Origin of the sequence: Streptomonospora mangrovi, assembly GCF_027604915.1 — a bacterium.
GTDB lineage: Bacteria > Actinomycetota > Actinomycetes > Streptosporangiales > Streptosporangiaceae > Streptomonospora > Streptomonospora mangrovi.
This window is the reverse complement of record NZ_JAJAQC010000009.1, coordinates 143152-165586: the sequence shown is the minus strand read 5'-3', so window position 1 is coordinate 165586 and position 22435 is coordinate 143152. Positions and strand designations below refer to the sequence as shown.

Genomic DNA, 22435 nt, shown 5'->3' with positions numbered 1-22435 from the left:
GATGCACGGCTCAGGCAGAGGGAGGACAGGCCATGCCGATCGAGATGGTGGCGCTGCTGTTCAGCGGCGCGTGGTGGGTGTTCTGAAGGTTCCGACGGTTCTTTCTGGCAGTGCCGGCACCGTCGGACGGTGCCGGCCAGGAGCGCCGGCCGTGGAGTCCGCGGGCGTGACCGGTCACCTCCGGAGGGGTCCTGCCCCTCGGCGGTGGGCGCGCCGGCGGCCGCGGCCGGCGCTTCCTGCTGTCGGGGGCCGGTCACCGCACGCCCCGACCGGCAGCCGGGGGCGCGGCGGGGGCGCGCGGCGGCTGGAGCCGGCGGCGCCGGGGTGGGATCCTGGGCGGCGGGACGGGGCGGCCGGCCCCGGCCGCCGCCGAAAGGGGTGCCGCGCCATGGCCACGTGGGACGACGTCGTCGCGATCGCCGCCGGGCTTCCGGAGACCGAGGAGTCCACCTCCTACCGCACCCCCGCGCTCAAGGTGCGCGGCAAGGCGTTCGCCCGGCTGCGCACCGAGGCCGAGGGCGGACTGATGCTGGTGTGCCCCCTCGCCGAGAAGGAGGCGCTGCTGGCCTCGGGCGACCCCGCGTTCTTCACCACCGCCCACTACGACGGCTACGGCGCGGTCCTGGTCGACCTCGACCGCGTCGAGCCCGGCCACCTCGCCGAACTCGTCACCGAGGCGTGGCGGCTGAAGGCGCCCGCGCGGCTGCGGGCGGCCCTGGACGCCGAGCGGCCGTAGGCCCGCCCGGCACCGCGCGGCACCGCGCGGACCGCCCCCGCACCGCGCGGGAGCGCCGCTCACCGGCCGGTGCCGGTTCGTCCCTGTCCGAAATCCCCGGCCGGACCCATCGGCATTTGCCAATCGCCCCTACCGCGCGACCTCCAGGTACTACGCTCGAAGCGTGTCCGCGAGCGGGATCCACCCGCCGCAGCCGCGTCCCGCCGCGTCCCGTACTCGCGGGCGGCCCGGCCGGCGCCGCCGCGCCGGGCGTGGCTCCCCGTTCCGCGACCGGTACCAACGGTACGACCGGCACCAGACCACCCTCCAGGGCACTGCGGGAGGCGTCCCCCCGACTCCCCCCTTCGTCGGAGCGCCTCCCGCACGCGCCCGCCCGCCGGGACACCATGACCGCCTCCCATGGTGTCCCGGCCCTTTTCCCCGCGGTGTCAGACCCCGAGGTCGCGCCGGGCCAGGGCCGCCAGCCCCGCCCCGGTGAGCCCGGCCGCGACCGCGCCCAGCGCCGCCACCGGCCCCGCCTCGAACGGGGCCGCCGGCAGCGCCGGGGTCCACGCGAAGGGCGACACCACAAGGACGGCGTGCGGCGCGCCCAGCAGGTCCACCGCCAACTCCAGCAGCAGGCAGGCGGCGAGCACGGTGTAGGCCCCGGCCGCCGCCCAGCGCGGGCGCACCCCGTACAGCAGCGCCGCGACGCCCCCAACCGCCAGCACCGAGGGCAGCCGCACCAGGGCCGCCGCCAGCAGCGCCGGCACCTCGGCCGCCCCGGCCTGGGCGGCGAGCCCGAACGCCAGCCCGGCTCCCGCTCCCAGCCCCGCGAGGACCAGCGCCGACCCGGCCGCCGCGACCAGGAGGTGGCCCAGCGCCCAGCGCAGCCGGCCGACCGGCCCGGACAGCAGGAGTTCCAGGCGCCCGGACACCTCCTCACCGCGCAGCCGCAGCACGGACTGGACGGTGAAGACGGTGACCACCTGCGCGGTGAGGTAGACGACGAACGCGAAGAAGCCGTCGACCGGGCGCGCGGACGCCCCCGAGCGGGCGAGGAGGTCGCTCAACGCGGGGCTCTGCGCGAGTTGTGCGGCGATGGTGGGGGTGGCGGCGCCCAGGCCGGCGCCGAACAGGGTCAGCCCGGCCGTCCAGGCGAAGACGGTGCCGCGCTGCTGCCGCCAGGCCAGGGCCGCGGGCGTGCGCAGGCCCGCGCCGGCGCGCGCCCGGCCGGGCCGGGAGGGGAGGACGCCCCGGCCGAGGTCCCGCCGGGCCGAGATCGCGTAGGCCGCGGCGAGGAGGACGGCGCAGGCCGCCGGCGCGGGCAGCAGCGCCCACCAGTGGTCGCCGGCGAACGGCCGCACATGCTGCACCCAGCCGAACGGCGTCAGCCACGAGAGCCACTCCCCCGCGCCGAGGTCGGCCACCCCGCGCACGGCGTAGCAGGCCGCCATCACGGCAGCGGACAGGCCGACCGCCGCGCGGGGGCTCTCGGTGAGCTGCGCCGCCACGGCAGCGACCCCGGCGAAGACGCAGCCCGAGGCCGCGAACGACAGGCCCGTGGCGAACGATCCGGCGGCGGGCAGGCCCAGCGCGGTCAGGCCCGCGCCCATCGCGAGGCCGGCGAGGAGGGTGGCGGCGAAGGCCACCGCGAGGGCGGCCGCCAGCGGCGCCTGCCGCCCGATGGCGGTGGCGCCGAGCAGTTCGCGGCGCCCCGACGCCTCCTCGGCGCGGGTGTGGCGCACCACCAGCAGGATGCCGGCGAAGGAGAGCAGCAGCGCGGCCTGGCCCCGTGGCCGCCAGGCCGCGACGGCGCCGACGGAGGAGCCGTGCACGGGGCCGATCGCGAACAGTTGGGTGGGGTCCTGCGCGGTGGCCGCGACCAGGGCGTGGCGGGCGGCCTCGGTGGGGTAGGCCCCGGGCACGGCGGCGGCGACGCCCACCACGAACAGCGCGGTCAGCCCGTACCAGAGCGGCACGCGGAGGCGGTCTCGCCGCAGGACCAGCCGCGCGAGCGCAGCCGTGCCCGTGGCGGAGCCGGTGCGGGGGGCGGACCCGGTGCGCGCGGTGGGCGCGGGGGCGCTCACCGGCCGGTCTCCGAATCGCGCTCGGCGTGCTGGGCGCGCCCGTGCCCGTTCCCCTGTTCGTGTTCGTCCTGGTAGTGGCGCAGGAACAGCTCCTCCAGGGTCGGCGGCCGACTCGTCAGGGCGCGCACGCCGGCGTCGGCCAGCGTCCGCAGGAGGCCGTCCAGCGCGTGGGCGTCGACTCGGCAGTGCACGCGGTCGCCTTCGACCCGCACGTCGTGCACGCCGGCCAGGTCCGCGAGGGCGGGCGCCGGGCCGGCCAGTTCGGCGGTGACGGCGGTGCGGGTGAGGTGGCGCAGGTCGGCGAGGGTGCCGGTCTCGACCCGGCGGCCGCGGCGGATGATGCTGACGCGGTCGCAGAGGGCTTCGACCTCGCCCAGGATGTGGCTGGAGAGCAGGACGGTGCGCCCGCGCCGCCGCTCCCGGCGCACGCAGTCCTGGAAGACCGCCTCCATAAGGGGGTCGAGCCCCGACGTCGGCTCGTCCAGGATGAGCAGTTCGGCATCGGAGGCGAACGCGGCGACCAGGGCCACCTTCTGCCGGTTGCCCTTGGAGTAGGCGCCGCCCTTCTTGCGCGGATCGAGGTCGAAGCGCTCCAGGAGTTCGTCGCGGCGGGCGTGGTCGAGGCCGCCGCGCATGCGCCCGATCAGGTCGATGGCCTCGCCGCCGGAGAGGTCGGGCCACAGGGTGACGTCGCCGGGGACGTAGGCCAGGCGGCGGTGCAGCGCGGTGGCGTCGCGCCAGGGGTCGCCGCCCAGCAGGGTCGCGGTGCCGGAGTCGCTGCGCAGCAGGCCCAGCAGGATTCGGATGGCCGTGGACTTGCCCGCCCCGTTGGGCCCGAGGAAGCCGTGGACCTCACCGGGGGCGACCGCGAGGTCCAGGCCGTCCAGCGCACGTGTCCGGCCGTAGGACTTGACCAGGCCGGTCACGGATATCACGTTCGACATGACCGCGAACATACGCTGATTTCACGAAATTCGCGAACTTAGTGAGAGACAGTAGGCTGGCGCGCATGGCCGAAGTTGGAGACGACGCTCGCGACATGGCGGAACGGCGGTATGCCGAGAAGTTCGCCGTCCTGCTCTGGGAGTCGGGGTACCCCCGCATGGCGGCGCGGGTGTTCGCCTCGATTTTGACCGCCGAGAACGGCCGCCGCACGGCCGCCGACCTCGCCGAACGCCTCCAGGTCGGGCCTTCTGCGATCTCGGGGGCGGTCAAGTACCTCATCGACGTCGGCATGGTCGTCCGGGAGCGCGAACCGGGGCAGCGCCGCGACCACTACTGCGCGCGCCCCTCGGCCTGGTTCGACGCGGTGGCCGCCAACCTCGACGTCTACACCCGCTTCGAGACCGGCGCCCGCGAGGGCGTGGAGGTCTTCGGCGCCGACACCCCCGTGGGCGAGCGCCTGGACGAGGTGAGCCGGGCTTTCGCCTTCCTCCGCCGGGAGATCCCGCTGCTGCTGGAGAAGTGGCGAGCGCAGGAGGAGGAGCGGACGGCGCGCACGTCGTAGCCACCGCGTCGAGGGGTTCCGTCTCCGACAGGAGGAGGTTGGACCGCCGACCGCCGGGCGGAGGGGTGAGGCGGCGGCGGGGCGGCGACGGCGGGCGGCTCGGGCGCGCGGCCAGCAGCCAGCGGGGCGGGTGACCGGGGTCGGCGACGAAGGGGTGGCGCGGGCCACGGCGCCGTTTCCGCCTGGGATCGCCCTGCGAACGGGGAGGGTGAAGCGGTCCGCACCTCGCCTGCACTCGGCGCGGCATTTAGTTGCGCAATGCCTCTTTTTGCCCCTCCCCACGGCGGCGGCAGCGACCTCGTAGAGGACCCACAGAGGGCTCGGTGTCCGCATGATTAAGACACCCGAAGCGAGCGCCCACCGTTTTGTCCGCCATGCCCGTTTCCGGAGGCGGCGATCCCGCGCTTTTCTTCGGAAGGGCGATCCGCAGGCGCATCTCGTGGCGCAAGAGGCCGTTTTCTTCTCACCATGTGAGATATCAGCCCCCGATGACTGACTTGTCCCGTTTCGGGAATCGGGAGGCCCCTCCCAACCACAGACAGACGGCGAGACCGGCGACAGGCGCCCCGCGCCCCGCCTCTCGTTCGCCCGCGCGGCCGCCGCCAAGCCGAGCCGAGCCGATCGGGCCCGCCCGAGCCACCCCCGCCGTCACCGCCCCGCCGCACACACCAGCCATCGCCGAGCGCCGCGATGACCGCCTGCCCCAGCCATCCGCCGCCGCACCGCCTCGTCGCCACCCCGAGCACCGCACCGGGCATCGATGACCGCCGACCCCCAGCACCCGCCGCCGTCGCCGCCCCGTCGCCCACCACCGCCACCACCCCCGCGACCGATGACCGCCGACCCCGCGCAGCCGCCTCGCGCTTCCCGGAACCGCCACAGACCCCTCCCCTACGCGGGTTTCGCGTTCCGCGCCTCCCCTGTAGCACCCGTCCCGGAAAATTTCCTACTTGACATGTCCCATCACGGGTGGAAATTTACGACACAACGAACATCTCACCACCGGGTGCGCGTCGGAAGGGACTGCTCCTGCCCATGGCCACTACTGACACCAGCGGGGCCGAGAACTCCGTGCGCGACCTGCGCGCCGACCTCGCCGCGCTGGCGACCGAGGCCCGCCGGACCGACCTCAGCGGCATCGACCGGATGGGCACCGAGGCCATCGTGCGGGCCATGAACGACGAGGACCGCGGCGTCGCCCCCGCCGTGGGCGCCGTCGCCCCGGCCATCGCCGCCGCCGTCGACGCCATCGCCGAGCGCATGGACCGCGGCGGGCGCCTCATCTACGTCGGAGCCGGCACCGCCGGGCGCATGGGCGTGCTGGACGCCTCGGAGTGCCCGCCCACCTTCAACACCGCCCCCGGGCAGGTCGTCGGGCTCATCGCGGGCGGACCCACCGCGATCCACAACGCCGTCGAGGGCGCCGAGGACGACGCCGAGGCCGCCGTCGCCGACCTGGAGGCGCTGGACCTCACCGCCGATGACACCGTGGTCGGGATCTCCGCCTCGGGCCGCACCCCCTACTCGGTGGCCGCCGTGCGCCACGCCGCCGAGCGCGGCGCGCTGACGGTGGGCGTGTCCGCCAACCCGGGCTCGCCGCTGGGCGCCGCCGCCGACCACCCCATCGAGGTCGAGACCGGCCCCGAGCTGATCGCCGGCTCGACCCGGCTCAAGGCGGGCACCGCCCAGAAGCTCGTCCTGAACACGCTGTCGACGGTCACCATGATCCGGCTGGGCAAGACCTACGGAAACCTCATGGTCGACCTGCGCAGCACCAACGAGAAGCTGCGCGTGCGGGCGCACCGGATCGTGGAGATGGCCACCGGCGCCGACGAGGACGAGGTGCGCCGCGCCCTGTCCGCGGCCGGTGGCCACGTCAAGACCGCGATCCTGACGATCCTCGGCCGCGTCGACGCCGAGGAGGCCGCGCGCCTCCTCGACGCCTCCGGCGGCCGGCTCCGCGAGGCGGTCGAATCGGCCGCCGGCCGGGACTGACGTCCCACCCCCTCCCCCGAGCCCGGAAGGAAGCAGGAAATGAGCGACTCGGGTGCCCCCGACCACGCGGCCACCGCGCGGGACCTCCTCGCGCTGGTCGGTGGCGAAGGCAACGTCACCTCCATCGCCAACTGCATCAGCCGGCTGCGCGTCGGCGTCGCCGACCGCGCCCGGGTGCGCGACCAGGAGGTCCGCGACCATCCCCGGGTGCTGGGCGTGGTCGATGACGACACCTTCCAAATCGTGCTGGGGCCGGCGGCGGTGTCCAAGGTGGCCGAGGAGTTCCGCCGGCTGGTCGAGGCCGAGCGGGCCGCGGCCGGCTCGGCGGACTCCCCCGCAACCGGAGCCGCCACCGAACCGGGCGCCGACCCGGCCTTGGCCACCGGCGCGTCCTCCAGCCCCGGCCCCGAGGCCGACGCCGCCGCGCTGGCCGCCCGGGGCGCGGCCATCCGCGCCGAGAACAAGCGGCGCAACGCCACCCCGTTCAAGTTGCTGCTGCGGCGCGTCGCCAACATCTTCGTGCCGCTGATCCCCGCGCTGATCGCCTGCGGGATCCTGGCCGGCGTCACCGGCGTGCTCACCAACCTGGGCTGGCTGACCCCGGCGCTTCCGGCCATGCGGGCGATCGCCCAGGGCTTCATTTCGCTGATCACGGTGTTCGTGGGCATGAACGCCGCAAAGGAGTTCGGGGGCACGCCCGTCCTGGGCGGCGCGGTGGCCGCGATCATCCCGTTCGCCGGGATCGCCGAGGTGCAGGCGTTCGGCGTCCAGCTCACGCCCGGCCAGGGCGGGGTGCTGGGCGCGCTGGGCGCGGCGGTGCTGTGCGCCTACGTCGAGCGGTGGGCGCGCCGGTGGGTGCCCGGCACCCTGGACATCCTGCTCACCCCCACCATCGCGGTGCTGGTGTCGGGCCTGGTCACGGTCTACGGCCTGATGTTCGTGGCCGGCGAGGTGTCGGCGGCCATCGGCGTGGGCGCCGACTGGCTGCTGGGCCAGGCCGGCGCCGTCGCGGGGCTGGTGCTGGGCGGGCTGTTCCTGCCACTGGTGATGCTGGGCCTGCACCAGGCGCTCATCCCGATCCACACCACCCTGATCGAGGTGGACGGCTTCACCGTGCTGCTGCCGGTGCTGGCGATGGCCGGCGCCGGGCAGGTCGGCGCGGCCGCGGCGGTCTACCTGCGGCTCAAGAACAACGAGGGCGTGCGCGCCACCATCCGCTCGGCGCTGCCCGCCGGCCTGCTGGGCGTGGGCGAGCCGCTGATCTACGGTGTGACCCTGCCGCTGGGCCGCCCGTTCCTGACCGCCTGCGCCGGCGGCGCGGTGGGCGGGAGCTTCCTGGGGCTGGCCAACCAACTGGGGGTGAGCGCGGGCTCCACCGCGATCGGCCCCTCGGGCTGGGCGCTGTTCCCCCTGGTGCAGGGCAACCAGGGCATCGGGGCGGCGGTGCTGGTCTACGGCCTGGGCCTGCTGGTGGGCTATGTGGCCGGGTTCCTGCTGACCTACTTCTTCGGCTTCAACCGGCAGAGCCTGGCCGAGCTGAACGCGGCGGAGTCGCTGGCGCCCGAGGCGACCCCGGCCGACGACCCCACCGCGCCGAAGCGCTCGACGGCCGGCACCGGGGCGGCCTCGGGCGGCTGAGGCCGCGCGGGGCGCGCCGGGGGTCGGTGCGCACCGGGGGTGCCCGCGGGGCCGGGAGGCTCGCGGGCACCCCTTCGCGCTGTTTACCGCCGCGCGCGCTATCCGCCGACCCCGGAGAGGGCGGCCTCGCGCCGGTTGCGCGCGGAGTCGGCGCGGGTGACGTAGCCGTCGCGCACGTTGCGCAGCTCCACGCGGGCGACGGCGGCCAGGTAGCCCGCCCGGGTGGGGTACAGCTCGGCGAGCCGGTCCTCGCCGTAGGGCACGTGGGAACCGAAGAGCACGCAGAACTCGTTGCCGGGCCCCGCGGGCCGGTTGCTGCCGGTGTTGAGGGCGGTGGGCACCTCCACCTGGGACAGCCGGATGCCGCCCAGGGCGTGGCCGTCCTCGCCGCGCGCGATCCTGCCCTGGGCGTCGCGGGTGATCCGGTCGGCGGCGGGCGGCGGGGTGCCGGTCCGCGCCCAGGCGGCGAGGTGGTCGTAGGAGGCGTTGAGGGCGTGGTGCAGCGGCGCCCGGCTGAACGGGGGCTCGGCGCACCGGTAGTCGGCCTGGCCGCCGAGGTCGCGCTCCTCGACGCCCTGGCGCGCCCGGTGGCCGGCCCAGCCGGAGTGGGCCGTGCCGGCGACCTCCCACAGGCGGAACCGGGGGGTGTCCTGGGGCGGGGCGGCCGTCAGCGCGGCGTCGGTCTCGGAGAGCACCTGGAACACCGGTTCGGGGCGGTCGCCCCGGGGGGCGGGGCCGACGGCGAACCCGTAGCCCTCGAACACCGGCTCCACGAGCGGGAGCACCTGGTTGTAGTAAGCGGTCATGCGCCCGGCCGACTGCGAGGCGCCGATCGCCAGTACCTGGTCGATGTCGATGCCGCCGGTGACGGCACCGGTGCGCACCGCCCGCCCCGCCTGGGAGAAGACGTCGTAGGACAGGGCGTCGCCGGTGACCGTGCCGCCGTCGGTGACGTCGAGGTCGCCGTAGCGGGCGGGGCTCCACTCGGCGAGGTGGGCCACGCCCACGTTCTGCGCCGACACCCCCACCCAGGTGTAGCCCGAGCGCATGATGTGCTCGGCGCTGGGCGCCCACAGGGCGTCGATGTCGTTGCCGGCGGTGACGTTCTGCCACTCCACCAGCGCGGTGCCGGCGGAGTCGCGCTCGCGCTCGGGCCGGCGCACCACGATGCGGGTCCGGTAGGGGTGCTCGGAGGCGACCGCGCCGTCTGCGTAGACGCGCGCGGTGCCGGAGACCACGAACTCCTCCTCGACGTAGTCGAAGGCGTCCAGGTCCTCGGTCGTGGCGAAGAAGGGATAGGTGTCGGCGATGTCGTCGGACGCGGGGTCGCCCGGCGGGGTGCCGGGCAGCGGGCCTTCGACCTGGGGCACGGGCACGGGCAGCAGGGCTTCGTCGGCCGCGGCGGGCACCGCCGGCGCCGCCGCGCACAGCAGCGCCAGGGCCGCGGCGAGGACCGGCGCCGGCCGCAGCCGGCGCCGGGGCAGGGGGGATATCACCAGGGGACGCCTTTCGCCGTTCGCGCCGGAACCACCGCCCCGAACGCGAATAAACAGGGGCGTTCCTCATCCAACCCCCGCCCCGCACCCAGCGCATCGGCGTTTCCACCGGTCTTCACGACGGGTGACCGCACCGCCACGGCGCGGCCCCGCGCCTACCAGCGGACGGGGAGGGCGGTCAGGGTGATGGCGGTGTGGTCGGGGCGCCATTGGAGGTGCTCCGGGGGGACGGCGAGGCGGAGGGTGCGGTGGTGGGCGAGCTCGGTGAAGGCGATGCGGGCGACGCGGCGGGCCAGGGGGGCGCCGGGGCAGTGGTGGGGGCCGTGGCCGAAGCGGATGTGGGGGTTGGGGCTGCGCCGGGGGTCGTAGCGGTGGGGGTCGGCGAAGACCTCGGGGTCGTGGTTGGCGGCGTCGGTGGAGACCAGGACCATGTCGCCGGCGCTCAGCGGCTGGTCGGCCAGTTCGGTGTCGGCGGTGACGATGCGGGCCAGGGCGCTGCCCAGGACCACGCTCAGGCGCAGCAGCTCCTCGATGTGCCGGTCGGCGCCGGCGGGGTCGGCGCGCAACTCCTCCAACGCCCAGGGGCGGCGCAGCAGGTTGTGGGCGCCCACCCCGAGGAAGCTTGTCAGGTCGGCGTAGCCCAGGACGAACAAGTGGGCGAGGATGGTGGCCAACTGGTCGCCGGTCAGGCCGCGGGCGGGGTCGTTGCGGGCGACCAGGCGGTGCAGGAGGCCGGTGGCCGGGATGCCGGCGGCGGCCGCCGTGCCGTCGCGGACCTGCGCGATCAGCCCGGCCAGATAGCGCCGCATCCCGGCCCGGTCGTGCGCGGGCTCCGCGCCGGGCCCCCGCAGGGCGGCGTCGCCGTCGGCGAGCGCGGCCACGCGCGGGAGGTCGGCGAGGGGGATCCCGACCAGCCGGCACATCACCTCGCCGGCCACCCGCGCGGCCAGGTGGTGCTGGAGGTCGCCGGGCCGGGGGCCGACGAGCAGGGCCGCCAGTTCCCGGCGGACCACCGCGCGCACCCACGCCTCGGGCAGGTCGGGGTGCTCGGGGCCGAGGGCCCGCCGGACCTCGCCGGCCAGGCCGGCGCGGCGCAGGAAGCCCATGGCGTCCACCACCTCGGGCGCGTGGACGGGGGTGTCCTGGACCGGGGCGCCGGGCCGACCCACCGCCGCGCGGTCGAAGAGCCGGGTGTCGGCCAGCACCCGGCGGGCCTCGGCGTGGCCGGTGACGAGCCAGACCTCCGCGCCGGCGCTGCTGAGGGCGGGGGCGACGGGGCACTCGCCGCGCAGGTCGTCCAGTTCGGGGGCGAGGCTGTCGCCCCGGGAGCTGAAGGGGTACTGCGGGCGGGGCGTGGTGGTCGTCTCGGTCATGGGTGAACCTCACTCTGGCGGTCGGAACTGCGGCGGGCGGAGCGGCGGCGCCGGGCGGCGCTCCCCGGCGCCGCCGGCACCCGGGCGGGAGAGGGCCGGCCGGAAATTCCCGCGCGGGATCGCGGGGCGGAAATCACGGCCGGGCAATGGGGGAATTCCACGCGGTATCCGGATGTCCAAGCGCCGCTTTTTCCGAGCACGGCGGGTGTCACCTCGCTTCCGCGCGGCGGTGCGGTTTCGGCACCCCGTTCACCGGTCCCGGACCTGGATATGCCCGACTCCGCGCCTACGGCAAACGGCGCCTCTATTTCGCGCCTGCGAGATGGGCAAAACCCCCTGGTTCGTCCCTGGGAAAACACCGGCGCGGCGGATTTGCGGCGGTCATGGAACGGCGGTAACCGACGCCCGGATACCGGCGGGCGGCGCGGCGGCCGCGCCGCCGCACGGGCCGGCGGCCCCTGTCCGGCACCGCGCTCCCTTCGGCGGCGGGGTCCGGCTTCCGCCACCGGGCGCGCCCCGACCTTGCGTCCGGGCACCGCCGCCCCCGCCGCGCGCCCGGCGCGCCTCCCCCGGACCGCACGGAAAATACGGGAATGAGACGCACGCCACGTCCCGGCGGTGTTAGACGATCACCACGCCGACCATTCCGTTGAAATACCGACCGGTAACCGCGCACGGAATCCCGCCGCCCCTCACCGGGCGCCCGGGCGGATTTCAACTCACTTTTACCCGGCCTCGGTAGGGTGTTTCCGAATTGACCGGGGAACGACGGAACCGCGGCGTTGACTTTCGACGGACTTTCGGCTGCTCACCGCAGGTCTGAACGGTCCGGCGCCGCGCGGAGAGGGTGACGGGTGGACGACACGCACACCGAGCGGACCGAGCGGTCCGTGCCGCAGCGGTTCCGCGACCTGCACGACCGCGTCCCCGACCGCGAACTCCTCGTCTTCACCGACGACGACGGCCGCGACGTCGACACCATGACCACCCGCCGCCTGGCCTGGGAGGCCGAGCACATCCGGGCCGACCTCGCCGCGCGCGGCCTGTCCCCCGGCGCGCGGGCGCTCCTGGTGTACTTGCCCTCGCTCGACTTCGTCAGCGCGTTCCTGGGCTGCCAGGCCGCGGGACTGGTGCCGGTCCCGGTCGCGCCGCCCAACCCGTTCCGCCCCGGCCACGACATCGGGGTGCTCGCGGCCGTCGCCGCCAGCTCGGGCGCCGACCTCGTGCTGACCCACCGCCCCTACCGCGAACTGCTCGACGCCGGCGCGCGCGCCCGGCCGCCGGCGCCCGGCGCCCCCGCCTGGCCCGACCTCCCCTGGGCCGACACCGACCGCCCCGGTCCGGTGCCCGACCACGCCCCCGACCTCGGCCGCTGGCACACCCCCGCCGACGTTGACTCCCCCGCGTTCCTCCAGTACACCTCCGGCTCCACCGGCACACCCAAGGGCGTGGTGGTCACCCACCGCAACATCCACCACGAACTGGACTCCATCGCCCGCGACCTCCACCTGGGCGACGACACGACCGCGGTCACGTGGGTGCCGCACTTCCACGACCTCGGTCTGATCAGCTTCCTGCTCAACACCCTGGTCGGGCACTCCGCCCGCACCCACGTGCTGTCCCCGCTGAGCTTCCTGCGCCGCCCCGCCGTGTGGTTCGAGGTCGCCTCGCGGGTGCGCGCCACCCACACCGCCGCCCCCAACTTCGCGTTCGACCTGGTCGTGCGCAAGACCACCCCCGAGCAGCGCGCCGGCTGGGACCTGTCGTCGCTGCGGGTGGCGGGCTCCTCGGGCGAACTGATCCGGCCCGCCACGGTCGAGCGCTTCCTGGCCGCCTTCGCCGACGCCGGGTTCGCGCCCACGGCGTTCTACCCCACCTACGGCCTGGCCGAGCACACGCTGAGCCTCACGATGGGCGGCAGCGGCCCGCTGCGGGTCGACCCCGACGCCATCAAGCTGGGCCGGGCCGTGCCCGTCGGCGACGACCCCGCGCGGCCCGCCGCCGTCTACTACGGCTGCGGCACCATCACCAAGCCCGGCGCCCGCCTGCGCGTGGTCGACCCCGACACCGGGCAACCGTGCGAACCCGGCCGCGTGGGCGAGATCTGGGTCGACTCCGTGACCAAGGCACGCGGCTACTGGGGCCTGCCCGACCAGACCCGCGAGGTTTTCGAGGCGCGCACGGCCGACGGCGACCCCCGCCCCTACCTGCGCACCGGCGACCTCGGCTTCCTCCACGACGGCGAACTCTTCGTCACCGGCCGCCTCAAGGACATGATCATCGTGCGCGGCCACAACCACTACCCGCAGGACATCGAGGACACCGTGCGCGGCTGCCACCCCCTCGTGCGCTCCGGCGGGGTGGCGGCCTTCGCGGTGCCCGCCGACGACGCGGCGGCCGCCGGCGAGCGCCTGGTCGTCCTGGTGGAGACCACCGCCGAGCCCTCCCCCGCCGACCAATCCGCCCTGGTGCGCGCGGTCCGCCGCGCGGTCGCCGACGCCCACGGCATCCCCTGCGACGACGTGGTCGTGGGCGGGCGCGGCCTGGTGTTGAAGACCACCAGCGGCAAGATCCGCCGGGCCGCCTGCCGCGCGGCCTACCTGGCGGGCGCCGGCGGCGCGGCCGGCGCCGACGCGGCGGCGGTGGCGCGGTGAGCGCCCTCGGCGGCGCGGGTGGGCTGCGCTTCTCCACCGGCCCCGACGACCCCGCCCTGCACGACCACGACGCCGACTTCGCCGCGCTGCTGTCCCGCTTCGAGGTGATGGTGCGGGCCTCCCGCCGCACGCGCCGGCGCTTCTTCCACGCCCATGCCGTCGGCGTGCGCGGCGAGGCGGTGTTCACCGCCGACCCGGGCGGCCCCGCGCCGCACCCCTTCCTCGCCCCCGGCACCCGCGTGCCGGTGCTGGCCCGCTACAGCAGCGGCGAGCGGGCCGACGAGGTGCCGCCGGGCACCCGCGGCGCCTCGCTGCTGTTCGGCGACCCGGCGCACCCCGACGACCCCGGCCGCGCCGCGTTCGCCCTCACCCTGAACACCGGGCGCACCCTGTTCGCGCGCAGCGCCGCACACTTCCACCGCTTCACCTTCGGCACCGACGCCGACCGCGAGGAGATGGCGCGCGCGGACCCCGGCCTGCGCGCGGCCGTGTGGGAGCAGGTCCGCGACCCCGCGCCCTACCCCCGCTACCACTACCACTCGCAGGTGCCGCGCGCCTATGTGGACGGCACCGGCCGCCCGTGGCTGGCCCGCTACCGCGTCCTCCCCTTCGCCGGAGCCCCCGACCCCGGCCGCCACGACCCCGCCGGCCGGCGGTTCCCGGTCACCCCGCCGCAGTCGCCGCCCCGCGCGCCGGGCGACGACCGGCCGCCGACCCTGCTCAGCGACGCGCTGCGCGCCCAGATTGACGGCGGCGGGTTCACCGTCCTGCTCCAGGTGCAGCTTTACCCCCTGGGCGCCGATCCCGAGGCCGACCGCGCGGCGCTGGACCCCGCCCGGCTGTGGCCCGAGGACCTCCACCCCTACCGCACCGTCGCCGAACTGCGGTTCGACGCCCTGCTCGACACCGCGCTCGCCGACTCCCTCCTGTTCGACCCGGCGCGGGCGCCCGAGGGCCTGGGCATCGCGCTGGCGCGGTCGCCGCACGAGCCCGCCTCGGTCAACCACGTCCGCGCCCTCGTCTACCGGGCGGCGCACGCGGCCCGCACCGGCCCGGCCCCGACCCCGGCCCCCATCCTGGCCGCGCCGCCCGCCGGCGGCGGGCGACCGCACCGCCCGCTGACCGTGTGCGTCATCGGCGCCGGCCCGGCCGGGCTGTCGGCCGCCCGCGAACTGGAGCGGCGCGGCCACCGCACCGTGGTGCTGGAGAGCGCCCCCGAGGTCGGCGGCAAGTCCGCGTCGATCCGCGTGGACGGCCGCGCCTACGACCTCGGCGCCCACATCTGCACCCCCGAGTACGCGGAGCTGACCCGGCTCGCCGCCGACCTGGGGGTCGGCACCGAGGACGCCACGCCCACACGCGTCCACGACCCCGGCGCCGGGGCGGCCCGCCGCCCCGACACCGCGTTCTTCCGCCCTGAGGCGTTCGCCCGCTACGCGCGGCTGCGCGCCGAGCACTTCCCCGACATCCGCCGCCCCGGCCTGGCCCACTCCGCCGCGCACCTGGCCCGGCCCGTGGCCGAGTGGCTGGACGGCGGCGGCCTGGCCGCCATGGCGGCGTCCCTGGGCGAGGGCTACACGGCCTCGGGCTACGGCCACCTGCGCGGCGACCTGCCCGCGCTGTACTTCGTCAAATACGCCGAGCTGACCGGCCTGTTCTCGACCGGTCCGGTGCCCACCGGCCACGCGGGCGCCTTCACCGTCCGCGACGGCTTCGCGCGGCTGTGGCGGCGGGTGGCCGAGGAGCTGCCCGACGTGCGGACGGGGGTGGAGGTCCGCGCGGTGGAGCGCGGCGCAGAGGGCGTGGCGGTGCGCACCGGCGGCGGCACGGTGCACGCGGACGCGCTGGTCCTCACCCCGGCCCTGGACCGGGTGGCCCACCTGCTCGACACCACCGAGGAGGAGCGCGACCTCGCGGCGCGGATCCGCACGGTCGACTACCGCACCGTGGTGTTCCGGGCCTCGGGCCTGCTCCGGGAGGGCTTCTACCTGGTGGGCGAGCACACCGCCGCCGGGGCCGAGCCGGGGCACCTGGTGGCCTACCACCACCGCCACGCCGGCAGCGACGTCCACACCGGCTACCTCTACGGCGCCGACGACCTCGACGCCGACGGCGCGGCCGCCCGGGTGCGGGCCGACGTCGCCCGGCTGGGCGGGCGGGTGGAGGAGGTGCTGCTGGTGCGCCGGTGGCCGTTCATGCCGCACTTCCCCGCCGCCGACCTCGCCGACGGCGTGCTCGACCGGTTCGAGCGCATGCAGGGCCGCGACCGCACCTACTACGCCGGCGGCCTGCTCGGTTTCGAGCTGGTCGAGACCACGGTGGCCTACTCCCGCGACCTGGTCGGCCGCTTCTTCGCCGACACCGCCGAGGCGCCCGTGGCGGCCGGCCGGCCCCCCGCGACCGGCCGGCACCCGGCGCGGAGCGCGGACCCGCCCGCCGCGAGCGGCCCGCCGGCGCGCGGGCGCGGCGCCGCCGAGATCCGCGACTGGCTGCTGGCGCGGATCTCCGCCGAGACCGGCGGTCCGGTCGACGCGGGAGACCCGCTGGAGTACCACTTGGTGGACTCCCTGGCGGTGGCGGGGGTGCAGGGCGACCTGGCGGAGTGGCTGGGCCGCCGCGTGCCGCCCACCCTGCTGCTGGAGCCGGCCACCGTCGAGGAGGTCGCACACCGCCTGGCCGCGCTGCCGGACGAGTTGCCGGCCGGGTCGGCGGCGGCACCCGGCACCCAACCGGCCCCCGGCACCGGTCCCGGCACCGGCCCCGGTCCCGGTCCCGGTCCCGGCCGCGACGATCCCGGCACCGCGCCCCGTCCCGCTCCCGGCCAGGTTCCCGTCGCCGTCCCCGGCCCCGGGTTCCGCCATCATCCTCCGGAAAGGACCCCCCATGAGTGATTTCGGCACCGCGACCGAGGTGCGCCCGCGCGGCACGGCCGGCCCGGTGCGGGAGTTCGGCGCCACGCTGGACCCCCGCTGGAGCGTCGGCGGCAAGCCGCACGGCGGCTACCTGCTGGCGGTCCTGGGCCGCGCCGCCGCGCTCACCGCCGAGGACCGCCCGCACCCCACGGCGGTGAGCGCGTCCTTCCTGGAGGCCGCCGCGCCCGGCGGCGCGGTCGCCGAGGTCGAGGTGCTGCGGGTCGGGCGCACCTCCTCCCACCTGCGCGCCCGCCTGCTCCAGGACGGCCGCCCCAAGGTCGAGTGCCTGTTCACCCAGGGCGTGCTGGAGGACCGCGACGCCTGGTGGTCGGACGCCGCGCCGCCGGAGCTGCCGCCGGAGGAGGAGTGCTTCCTGGCCCTGCCGGAGGTGCCCGAACTGGGGCTGAGCGCGCCGCTGCTGGAATCGGTCGAGCACCGCCTCGACCCGGGCCTGCTGGGGTTCGCGGTCGGGCAGCCCTCGGGCCGGGGGCTGGTCCTCGGCTGGCAGCGCATGGCCGACGGCTCGGCCTGGGACCCGCTCGGCGTGCTCGTGGCCCTGGACCCGATCCCCTCGGCGACCCTCGACCTGGGCGTCGCGGGCTGGGCGCCCACGATCCAGTTCAGCGCCTACCTGCGCCGGCTGCCGGCGCCCGGTGCGCTGCGGACCCGGCTGCGGGCCACCGACGTGGGCGCGGGCACCATGGACCTGGCCGCGCACCTGTGGGACGCCAAGGGCCGGCTGGTCGCCCAGGCCACCCAGATCGCGGCGGTGCGGATCCCCGACTCCCCGGCCCCCGGCACCGGGTGAGCCGGCCGGGGCGCGGCGGCGGTCCGGGAGTTCCCGGAGGACCGGCGCGCGAGCCCGCCCATGACACGACCTGTTCCCGGTGCCCACGGCGAAATACGCGGCACACACGGCACGCGAGTATTCACCGGCAGCATTCGCATTTCCGAGAAAAGGGTCGAACGTTAATTCAGCGCACAAGTGTCGGAAACCCGGTCAGAGCGTGGTGAATTCGGCTCTACGATGCTCTGGTGATTGTTGACTGTGCCATCTACCACTCCGGCGGCCGCGTGGACGTCGACGGCGACATCAGCGACGCGCTGGACCAGGCCGTCAAAAGCCACAACGGCTCCTTCTGCTGGATCGGGCTGCACGAGCCCACCGCCGAGGAGTTCGACCTGGTCGCCGAGGAACTGGGCCTGCACCCCCTGGCGGTGGAGGACGCCGTCACCGCCCACCAGCGGCCCAAGTGGGAGCGCTACGGCGACATCACCTTCATCGTGTGCAAGGCGCTGGTCTACGACGACGCCGCCCAGGAGATGCGCTCCGGCGAGGTCATGGTCTTCCTCGGCGCCAACTTCATCGTCACGGTGCGCCACGGCGAGGCCAACCCGCTGGCCGGCCTGCGCCGCCGCCTGGAGGCCGACAAGGAGATGCTGCGCTTCGGCCCGCCGGTGGTGCTCTACGGCGTGCTCGACGCCGCCGTGGACGCCTACGTCGAGACCGCCGACAAGTTCCAAGAATCCGTCCACACCATCGAGGAGGAGGTCCTGCTCTCGGGCAAGGGCCAACTCGCGCCCCAGATCTACGCCCTCAAGCGCGAGGGCCTCCAGATCCACGGCGCCGTGGACCCGCTGATCCCGGTGCTCAAGGCCATGTCCAGCGGCGACGCCGTGCGGGTCAACGCCGAGGTGCTGCCCTTCTTCCGCGACGTCCACGACCACGCCGTGCAGGTCGAGGCGCGCGTGGGCTCCCTCAACGAACTGCTGCCGCAGGTCATGGCCGCCTACCTGGCCGAGGTGAGCGTGCAGCAGAACAACGACATGCGGCGGATCTCGGCGTGGGCCGCCATCATCACCGCCCCCACCATGATCGCCGGCGTCTACGGCATGAACTTCGACCACATGCCCGAATTGGAACAGACCTGGGGTTACCCGGCGGTCCTGCTCTTCATGGTGGCGGTGTGCACCACCCTCTTCGTCCTCTTCCGCCGCAACAAGTGGCTGTGAGGCCGCCCCGGAGCGGCGGAGGCGCCGGGGCCTCCGGGGCGGGGGCCGGTGCCCTCAGCCCCGGCCGCTGATCCCCGCCTCGTGGGCGAGGACCGCCGCCTGCACGCGGTTGCGCAGGTCCAGGCGGGCCAGGATCGCGCTGACGTGGGCCTTGACCGTGTCCTCGGCCAGGTGCAGCTCCCGCGCGATCTCCGCGTTGGAGCGGCCCGCGCCCAGCAGGGCCAGCACGTCCTTCTCGCGGCGGCTCAGCGCGGCCACCCGCTCCCGGGCGGCGCGCGCCGGCGACGCCGGGCGCTCGCGCAACTGGGTGATCACCCGCCGGGCGACCCGGGGTGACAGGAACGCGCCGCCGTCGGCGACCGCCCGCACCCCCGCCATCAGCTCCTGCGGCTCGGCGGTCTTGAGCAGGAACGCGCTGGCGCCGCCGTCCAGCGCGCGGGTGATGTGGTCGTCCTGGCCGAAGGTGGTCAGGATCGCCACGGCCGTGCGCGGCGACGCCCGCAAAATTTCCGGCACCGCCGCCAGGCCGTCCAGGTCGGGCATCTGGATGTCGAGCAGCGCGACGTCGGGCCGGTGGCGGCGGGCCAGGTCCACGGCCTGGCGGCCGGTCCCGGCCTCGGCGACGACCTCGATACCGGGGTCGGCCGACAGGATGGTGCCGATCCCGGCCCGGATCAGGGCCTCGTCGTCGGCGAGCAGGACCCGGATCACCGGTCTCCCCCTTCGGGTCGGGTGCCCACCGGCACGGTCTCCTTCACGACGAGCCGGCCGTGCGCGAAGCACAGCCGGTAGGCGGTGGTGGCCGCGCCCGGCAGCGTGACCTCGGAGCGGTAGAAGCGGCACCGCGCCTCGCCTCCGGGCGCGTCCACGCGTTCGGCGGGCGGGTCCAGCATGGACAGCGGTGGCAGCACCGCCTCCACCCGGGCCTGCTCCTGCCCGACGCGCAGCCGGTCGAAGTCGGCGGGGGCCAGGACCGCGCCGGCCGACGCGGTGAGGTAGTAGGCCAGCCACAACGCCGCCAGCGCCGCGAGCAGCCCCGCCGGGGCCAGCACCGCCGCGCGCAGCGCGCGCCGCTGCGCCGACGCGAAGCGCGACGCCAACTCGGCCGCGCCGCCGGCGCCCCCGCTCCCCGGGGCGGCGCCCGCCGGCACCCGGGCGGCGGTCTCGAACCCCCCGCCGGGCACCGGGCCTGCCTCGACCGCGCCGCCCAGCGGGCGCAGCCGCTCGGCCAGCCCCGCCAGCCCGCGCCCGCCCGCGACCCCCGCCGCGATCGGTCCGCCGCGCGGCGGCGGACCGTTGCGGACCCGCACCGCCCAGCCGCCCCCGGCCTCCCGCTCCACGTGCACGGCCACCGCCGCGCCCGGGGCGTGCTTGGCGGCGTTGGTCAGCGCCTCCTGCACCGCGCGGGCCAGGGCGCGGCGCACCGGCTCGGGCGCGTCCTCGGCCAGGTCGGCGCCGTGCAGCGCGATGTCCATGCCGGCTGCGCGGGCGCGCTCGACCAGCTCGGCCACGCCCTGGCCCAGCGGCTCGCCGGCCAGCGGGTCGCCGGTCTCGCGCAGGATCCCGATGATCTCCTGCAACCGCTCGACCGCGCCGGCCGCGCCCGCGCGCAGCTCGCCGGCGGCGTCGCGCAGCTCGGCCTCGCCGTAACCGGGGCCGACCTGCATGGCGCCGGCGCGCACCACGATCAGGCTCAGCTCGTGGCCCAGGGAGTCGTGCATCTCCTCGGCGATGCGGGCGCGCTCGCGCAGCCGCTCCCGCTCGGCCACCAGGTCGCGCTCGCGCTCCAGCAGCTCGGCGCGGCGCCAGCCGAAGGAGGCGGCGTCGGCGCGGCGGCGCAGGTAGCGGCCCAGCAGCCAGGGCAGGACGGCGAAGACCACCGCCGAGGCGGAGGCGGCGAACCCGTGGGTGACGGTTCCCCCGGCCGCCACCGCCACCACCGGGTACAGGGCGGTGAGCAGGGCCAGGGCGCCCACCGCCGGCGGCTCCCGGCCGCTCGCGCGGCCCAGCAGCAGCGCGGCCGCGGCCAGGGCGGGCGCGAACACCGACAGCATCTGCCCGCCGACCGGCGCGGCCAGCACCGCGCCCACGGCGAAGGCGCCCCACACCGCGGCTTCGCGCACGGCCGCCCGGGTGGCGGCGCGGGCGGCGGCCGGGGAGTCGGGGGCGGGGTCGGTAAGGGGGCGCACGACGTCCACCGTACAGAAGGGCGGCCCGCGCATCGTCGCCCGTCAGTGGGGGTTCGGGGGGAATCGGACGCCACGAAAGTGGGGGGTGGGCACGCGCCGGTGGCCCCGAACGGGCACCCCCGTCGCCCACCGGCGGGCGATGCCCGAGCGGCCGCCCGGTTCCTAGCGTGTTCCTCCAGGACATCCGGACGACTTTCTGGGAGGAACCAATGCGGGCCAACCGACCCCGGCACGGGCGGGGCACCACCGCCGAAGGGCGCCGCCGCCGTACGGCGCGCGGCGCGGGAGGGGGAGCGGCGCCCGGCACCGCGCGCGGGGTGGGCGCGCCCGCCGCGCCGGCGGCGGTGGGCGCCGCCCTCGCGGTCCTGGCGGCGCTGGGGGCGATGGCCGTGCCCGGCCCGCCCGCGCACGCCGACACGGCGGAGGCGGTCGCCGCCCGCATGGACCGCTACGCCGAGCGCTACGTGGCGGACACCGGCCTGCCGGGCGCCGCCGTCGCCGTCACCCGGGGCGAGGAGGTGGTGCTCACCGCCGGGTACGGCCGCGCCGCCGACGGCACGGAGCTGACCGCCGACACGCCGATGCGCGTCGCCTCGCTCAGCAAGTCGTTCACCGCGCTGGCGGTGATGCAACTGGTGGAGGCGGGCGAGGTGGACCTGGACCAGCCGGTGCGGCGCTACCTTCCGGAGTTCCGCATCGCCGACCCGCGCGGGGCCGACATCACCGTCCGCCAACTGCTCGACCAGACTTCGGGCATGTCCGACCGGACCTTCCCCGAGGCCACCAGCCCCCAGCCGGACACCCTGCGCGAAGCCGTGGCGCGGCTGCGCGCCGTTGAACTGGAAGCCGACCCCGGCACCGACTGGAACTACCACAACCCCAACTACCACGTCGCCGCGCGCCTGGTCGAGGTCGTCAGCGGGCTGGAGTTCGACGCCTATATGGAGCGCGAGGTGTTCGCCCCGGCCGGGATGGACGACACCGTCGCCGCACCGAGCACCGGCGCACCCGTGCCGGGCCTGGCCGAGGGCTTCATCCGCGCCTACGGGACCAGCGTCGCCGTGCCCGAGCCCGACCAGTTCGCTGTCGGGTCCGGCGGGATCGTGTCCACCGCCGAGGACATGGCGGAGTGGATGGTGGTCCAGAACAGCGGAGGGCGCGCGAGCACCGGCGAGCGGCTGCTGTCGGCCGAAGGAATCGCCGAGACGCACACGGCCTCGGCCAACGAGGGCCGCTCGGCCCTGGGCTGGATGCGGCGGACGCCCGAGGCGGGGGACCACACCCGCCTGCCCCAGGTCTGGCACGGCGGCATGCTGTCCACCTACTCCTCCTACCAGTTCCTGGTGCCGGAGACGGGGTACGGCGTCGCGGTGCTGTTCAACAGCGGTATGACCCTCACCGAGGAGGACACCGCGCGCCTGGCCGACGGCCTGCTCGCGCTGGCCGAGGGCCGCACCCCGCCGGAGGGCGGGTCCACGCTGTGGCGCACCGACGCGGTGTTCGGGGTGCTCACGGCGGTGGTGGCCGCGCTGGGGGTGCGCGGGACGCTGCGCGGCGGCACCTGGGCGGCGCGCCGCCTGCGGCGGCCGAGGTGGCGGGCTTTCGTGCGGCTGCTGCCCTACCTGGTGCCGCCGGGCCTGCTGGCGGTCTTCCAGCCGCTCGCCGACACCGTCATGGGCGGGCGGGACGCCTCCTGGCTGACCCGCTTCTACGCCGTACCGGCCGAACTCCTCTTCCTCGCCACCGCCGCCCTCGCCTGCGCCGCCGTGGTCGTCGCCCGCGTCACCGCCCTGGCAGGGGGCGCGCGGACCCCCGACCGCGGGTGAGGGCCGCCCCGGCCGGGTGGCAGCCGG

The 22435-nt window shown here is 76.1% G+C and carries 15 protein-coding genes; 9 read left to right on the top strand and 6 right to left on the bottom strand.

Annotated features, from left to right (window positions below; translation table 11 throughout):
- Positions 1-388: 388 nt before the first annotated feature.
- A complete protein-coding gene (locus tag LG943_RS07925; protein WP_270071552.1) occupies positions 389-736 on the top strand; it encodes an MmcQ/YjbR family DNA-binding protein in 348 nt (115 codons plus the stop codon).
- 428 nt (positions 737-1164) lie between these two features.
- On the opposite strand, the gene LG943_RS07920 is transcribed toward LG943_RS07925, so the two are convergent.
- Both LG943_RS07920 and LG943_RS07915 read right to left on the bottom strand, forming a co-directional pair.
- Positions 1165-2697 carry an ABC transporter permease gene (locus tag LG943_RS07920; RefSeq protein WP_270071551.1) on the bottom strand — a complete coding sequence of 511 codons (1533 nt, stop codon included), beginning with the start codon at positions 2695-2697 and terminating at the stop codon, positions 1165-1167.
- 104 nt (positions 2698-2801) lie between these two features.
- The gene (locus tag LG943_RS07915) at positions 2802-3749 is read right to left on the bottom strand and encodes an ABC transporter ATP-binding protein (RefSeq protein WP_270071550.1); all 948 of its coding nucleotides are present in this window, start codon (positions 3747-3749) and stop codon (positions 2802-2804) included.
- Between the two features lie 65 nt (positions 3750-3814).
- Here LG943_RS07915 and LG943_RS07910 point away from each other — a divergent pair, with 65 nt between their 5' ends.
- From LG943_RS07910 to LG943_RS07900, 3 genes are all read left to right on the top strand, one after another.
- The gene (locus tag LG943_RS07910) at positions 3815-4312 is read left to right on the top strand and encodes a GbsR/MarR family transcriptional regulator (RefSeq protein WP_270071549.1); all 498 of its coding nucleotides are present in this window, start codon (positions 3815-3817) and stop codon (positions 4310-4312) included.
- 1035 nt (positions 4313-5347) lie between these two features.
- Complete coding sequence (gene murQ / locus LG943_RS07905; protein WP_270071548.1) at positions 5348-6307, top strand: N-acetylmuramic acid 6-phosphate etherase; 960 nt, start codon at positions 5348-5350, stop codon at positions 6305-6307.
- Positions 6308-6346: 39 nt separating this feature from the next.
- On the top strand, positions 6347-7945 hold the full coding sequence (locus tag LG943_RS07900) for a PTS transporter subunit EIIC (RefSeq protein WP_270071547.1): 1599 nt from the start codon (positions 6347-6349) through the stop codon (positions 7943-7945).
- Between the two features lie 98 nt (positions 7946-8043).
- On the opposite strand, the gene LG943_RS07895 is transcribed toward LG943_RS07900, so the two are convergent.
- The gene (locus LG943_RS07895; protein WP_270071546.1) at positions 8044-9441 is read right to left on the bottom strand and encodes an alpha/beta hydrolase domain-containing protein; all 1398 of its coding nucleotides are present in this window, start codon (positions 9439-9441) and stop codon (positions 8044-8046) included.
- Positions 9442-9596: 155 nt separating this feature from the next.
- Positions 9597-10814, bottom strand: coding sequence for a cytochrome P450 (locus tag LG943_RS07890; RefSeq protein ID WP_270071545.1), 1218 nt, complete (start codon positions 10812-10814; stop codon positions 9597-9599).
- 854 nt (positions 10815-11668) lie between these two features.
- Here LG943_RS07890 and LG943_RS07885 point away from each other — a divergent pair.
- The 4 genes from LG943_RS07885 to corA all read left to right on the top strand — a co-directional run bounded on the left by LG943_RS07885 (position 11669) and on the right by corA (position 18393).
- Positions 11669-13468, top strand: a complete 1800-nt coding sequence (locus LG943_RS07885; RefSeq protein ID WP_270071544.1) for a fatty acyl-AMP ligase — start codon at positions 11669-11671, stop codon at positions 13466-13468.
- Positions 13465-16359 (top strand): FAD-dependent oxidoreductase, encoded by a 2895-nt coding sequence (locus LG943_RS07880; protein WP_270071543.1) that lies wholly within the window; start codon positions 13465-13467, stop codon positions 16357-16359. Before LG943_RS07885 ends, LG943_RS07880 begins: the two co-directional genes overlap by 4 nt.
- On the top strand, positions 16352-17188 hold the full coding sequence (locus LG943_RS07875) for a thioesterase family protein (RefSeq protein WP_270071542.1): 837 nt from the start codon (positions 16352-16354) through the stop codon (positions 17186-17188). The genes LG943_RS07880 and LG943_RS07875 overlap by 8 nt, the downstream gene beginning before the upstream one ends.
- 227 nt (positions 17189-17415) lie before the next feature.
- Positions 17416-18393, top strand: a complete 978-nt coding sequence (gene corA, locus LG943_RS07870; protein WP_270071541.1) for a magnesium/cobalt transporter CorA — start codon at positions 17416-17418, stop codon at positions 18391-18393.
- Between the two features lie 54 nt (positions 18394-18447).
- On the opposite strand, the gene LG943_RS07865 is transcribed toward corA, so the two are convergent.
- A complete protein-coding gene (locus LG943_RS07865; protein WP_270071540.1) occupies positions 18448-19104 on the bottom strand; it encodes a response regulator in 657 nt (218 codons plus the stop codon).
- On the bottom strand, positions 19101-20582 hold the full coding sequence (locus LG943_RS07860; protein WP_270071539.1) for a sensor histidine kinase: 1482 nt from the start codon (positions 20580-20582) through the stop codon (positions 19101-19103). Before LG943_RS07860 ends, LG943_RS07865 begins: the two co-directional genes overlap by 4 nt.
- 209 nt (positions 20583-20791) lie before the next feature.
- Between LG943_RS07860 and LG943_RS07855 the strand changes: the two genes are divergently transcribed.
- Positions 20792-22408 (top strand): serine hydrolase domain-containing protein, encoded by a 1617-nt coding sequence (locus LG943_RS07855; protein WP_270071538.1) that lies wholly within the window; start codon positions 20792-20794, stop codon positions 22406-22408.
- The last annotated feature ends 27 nt before the right edge of the window (positions 22409-22435 follow it).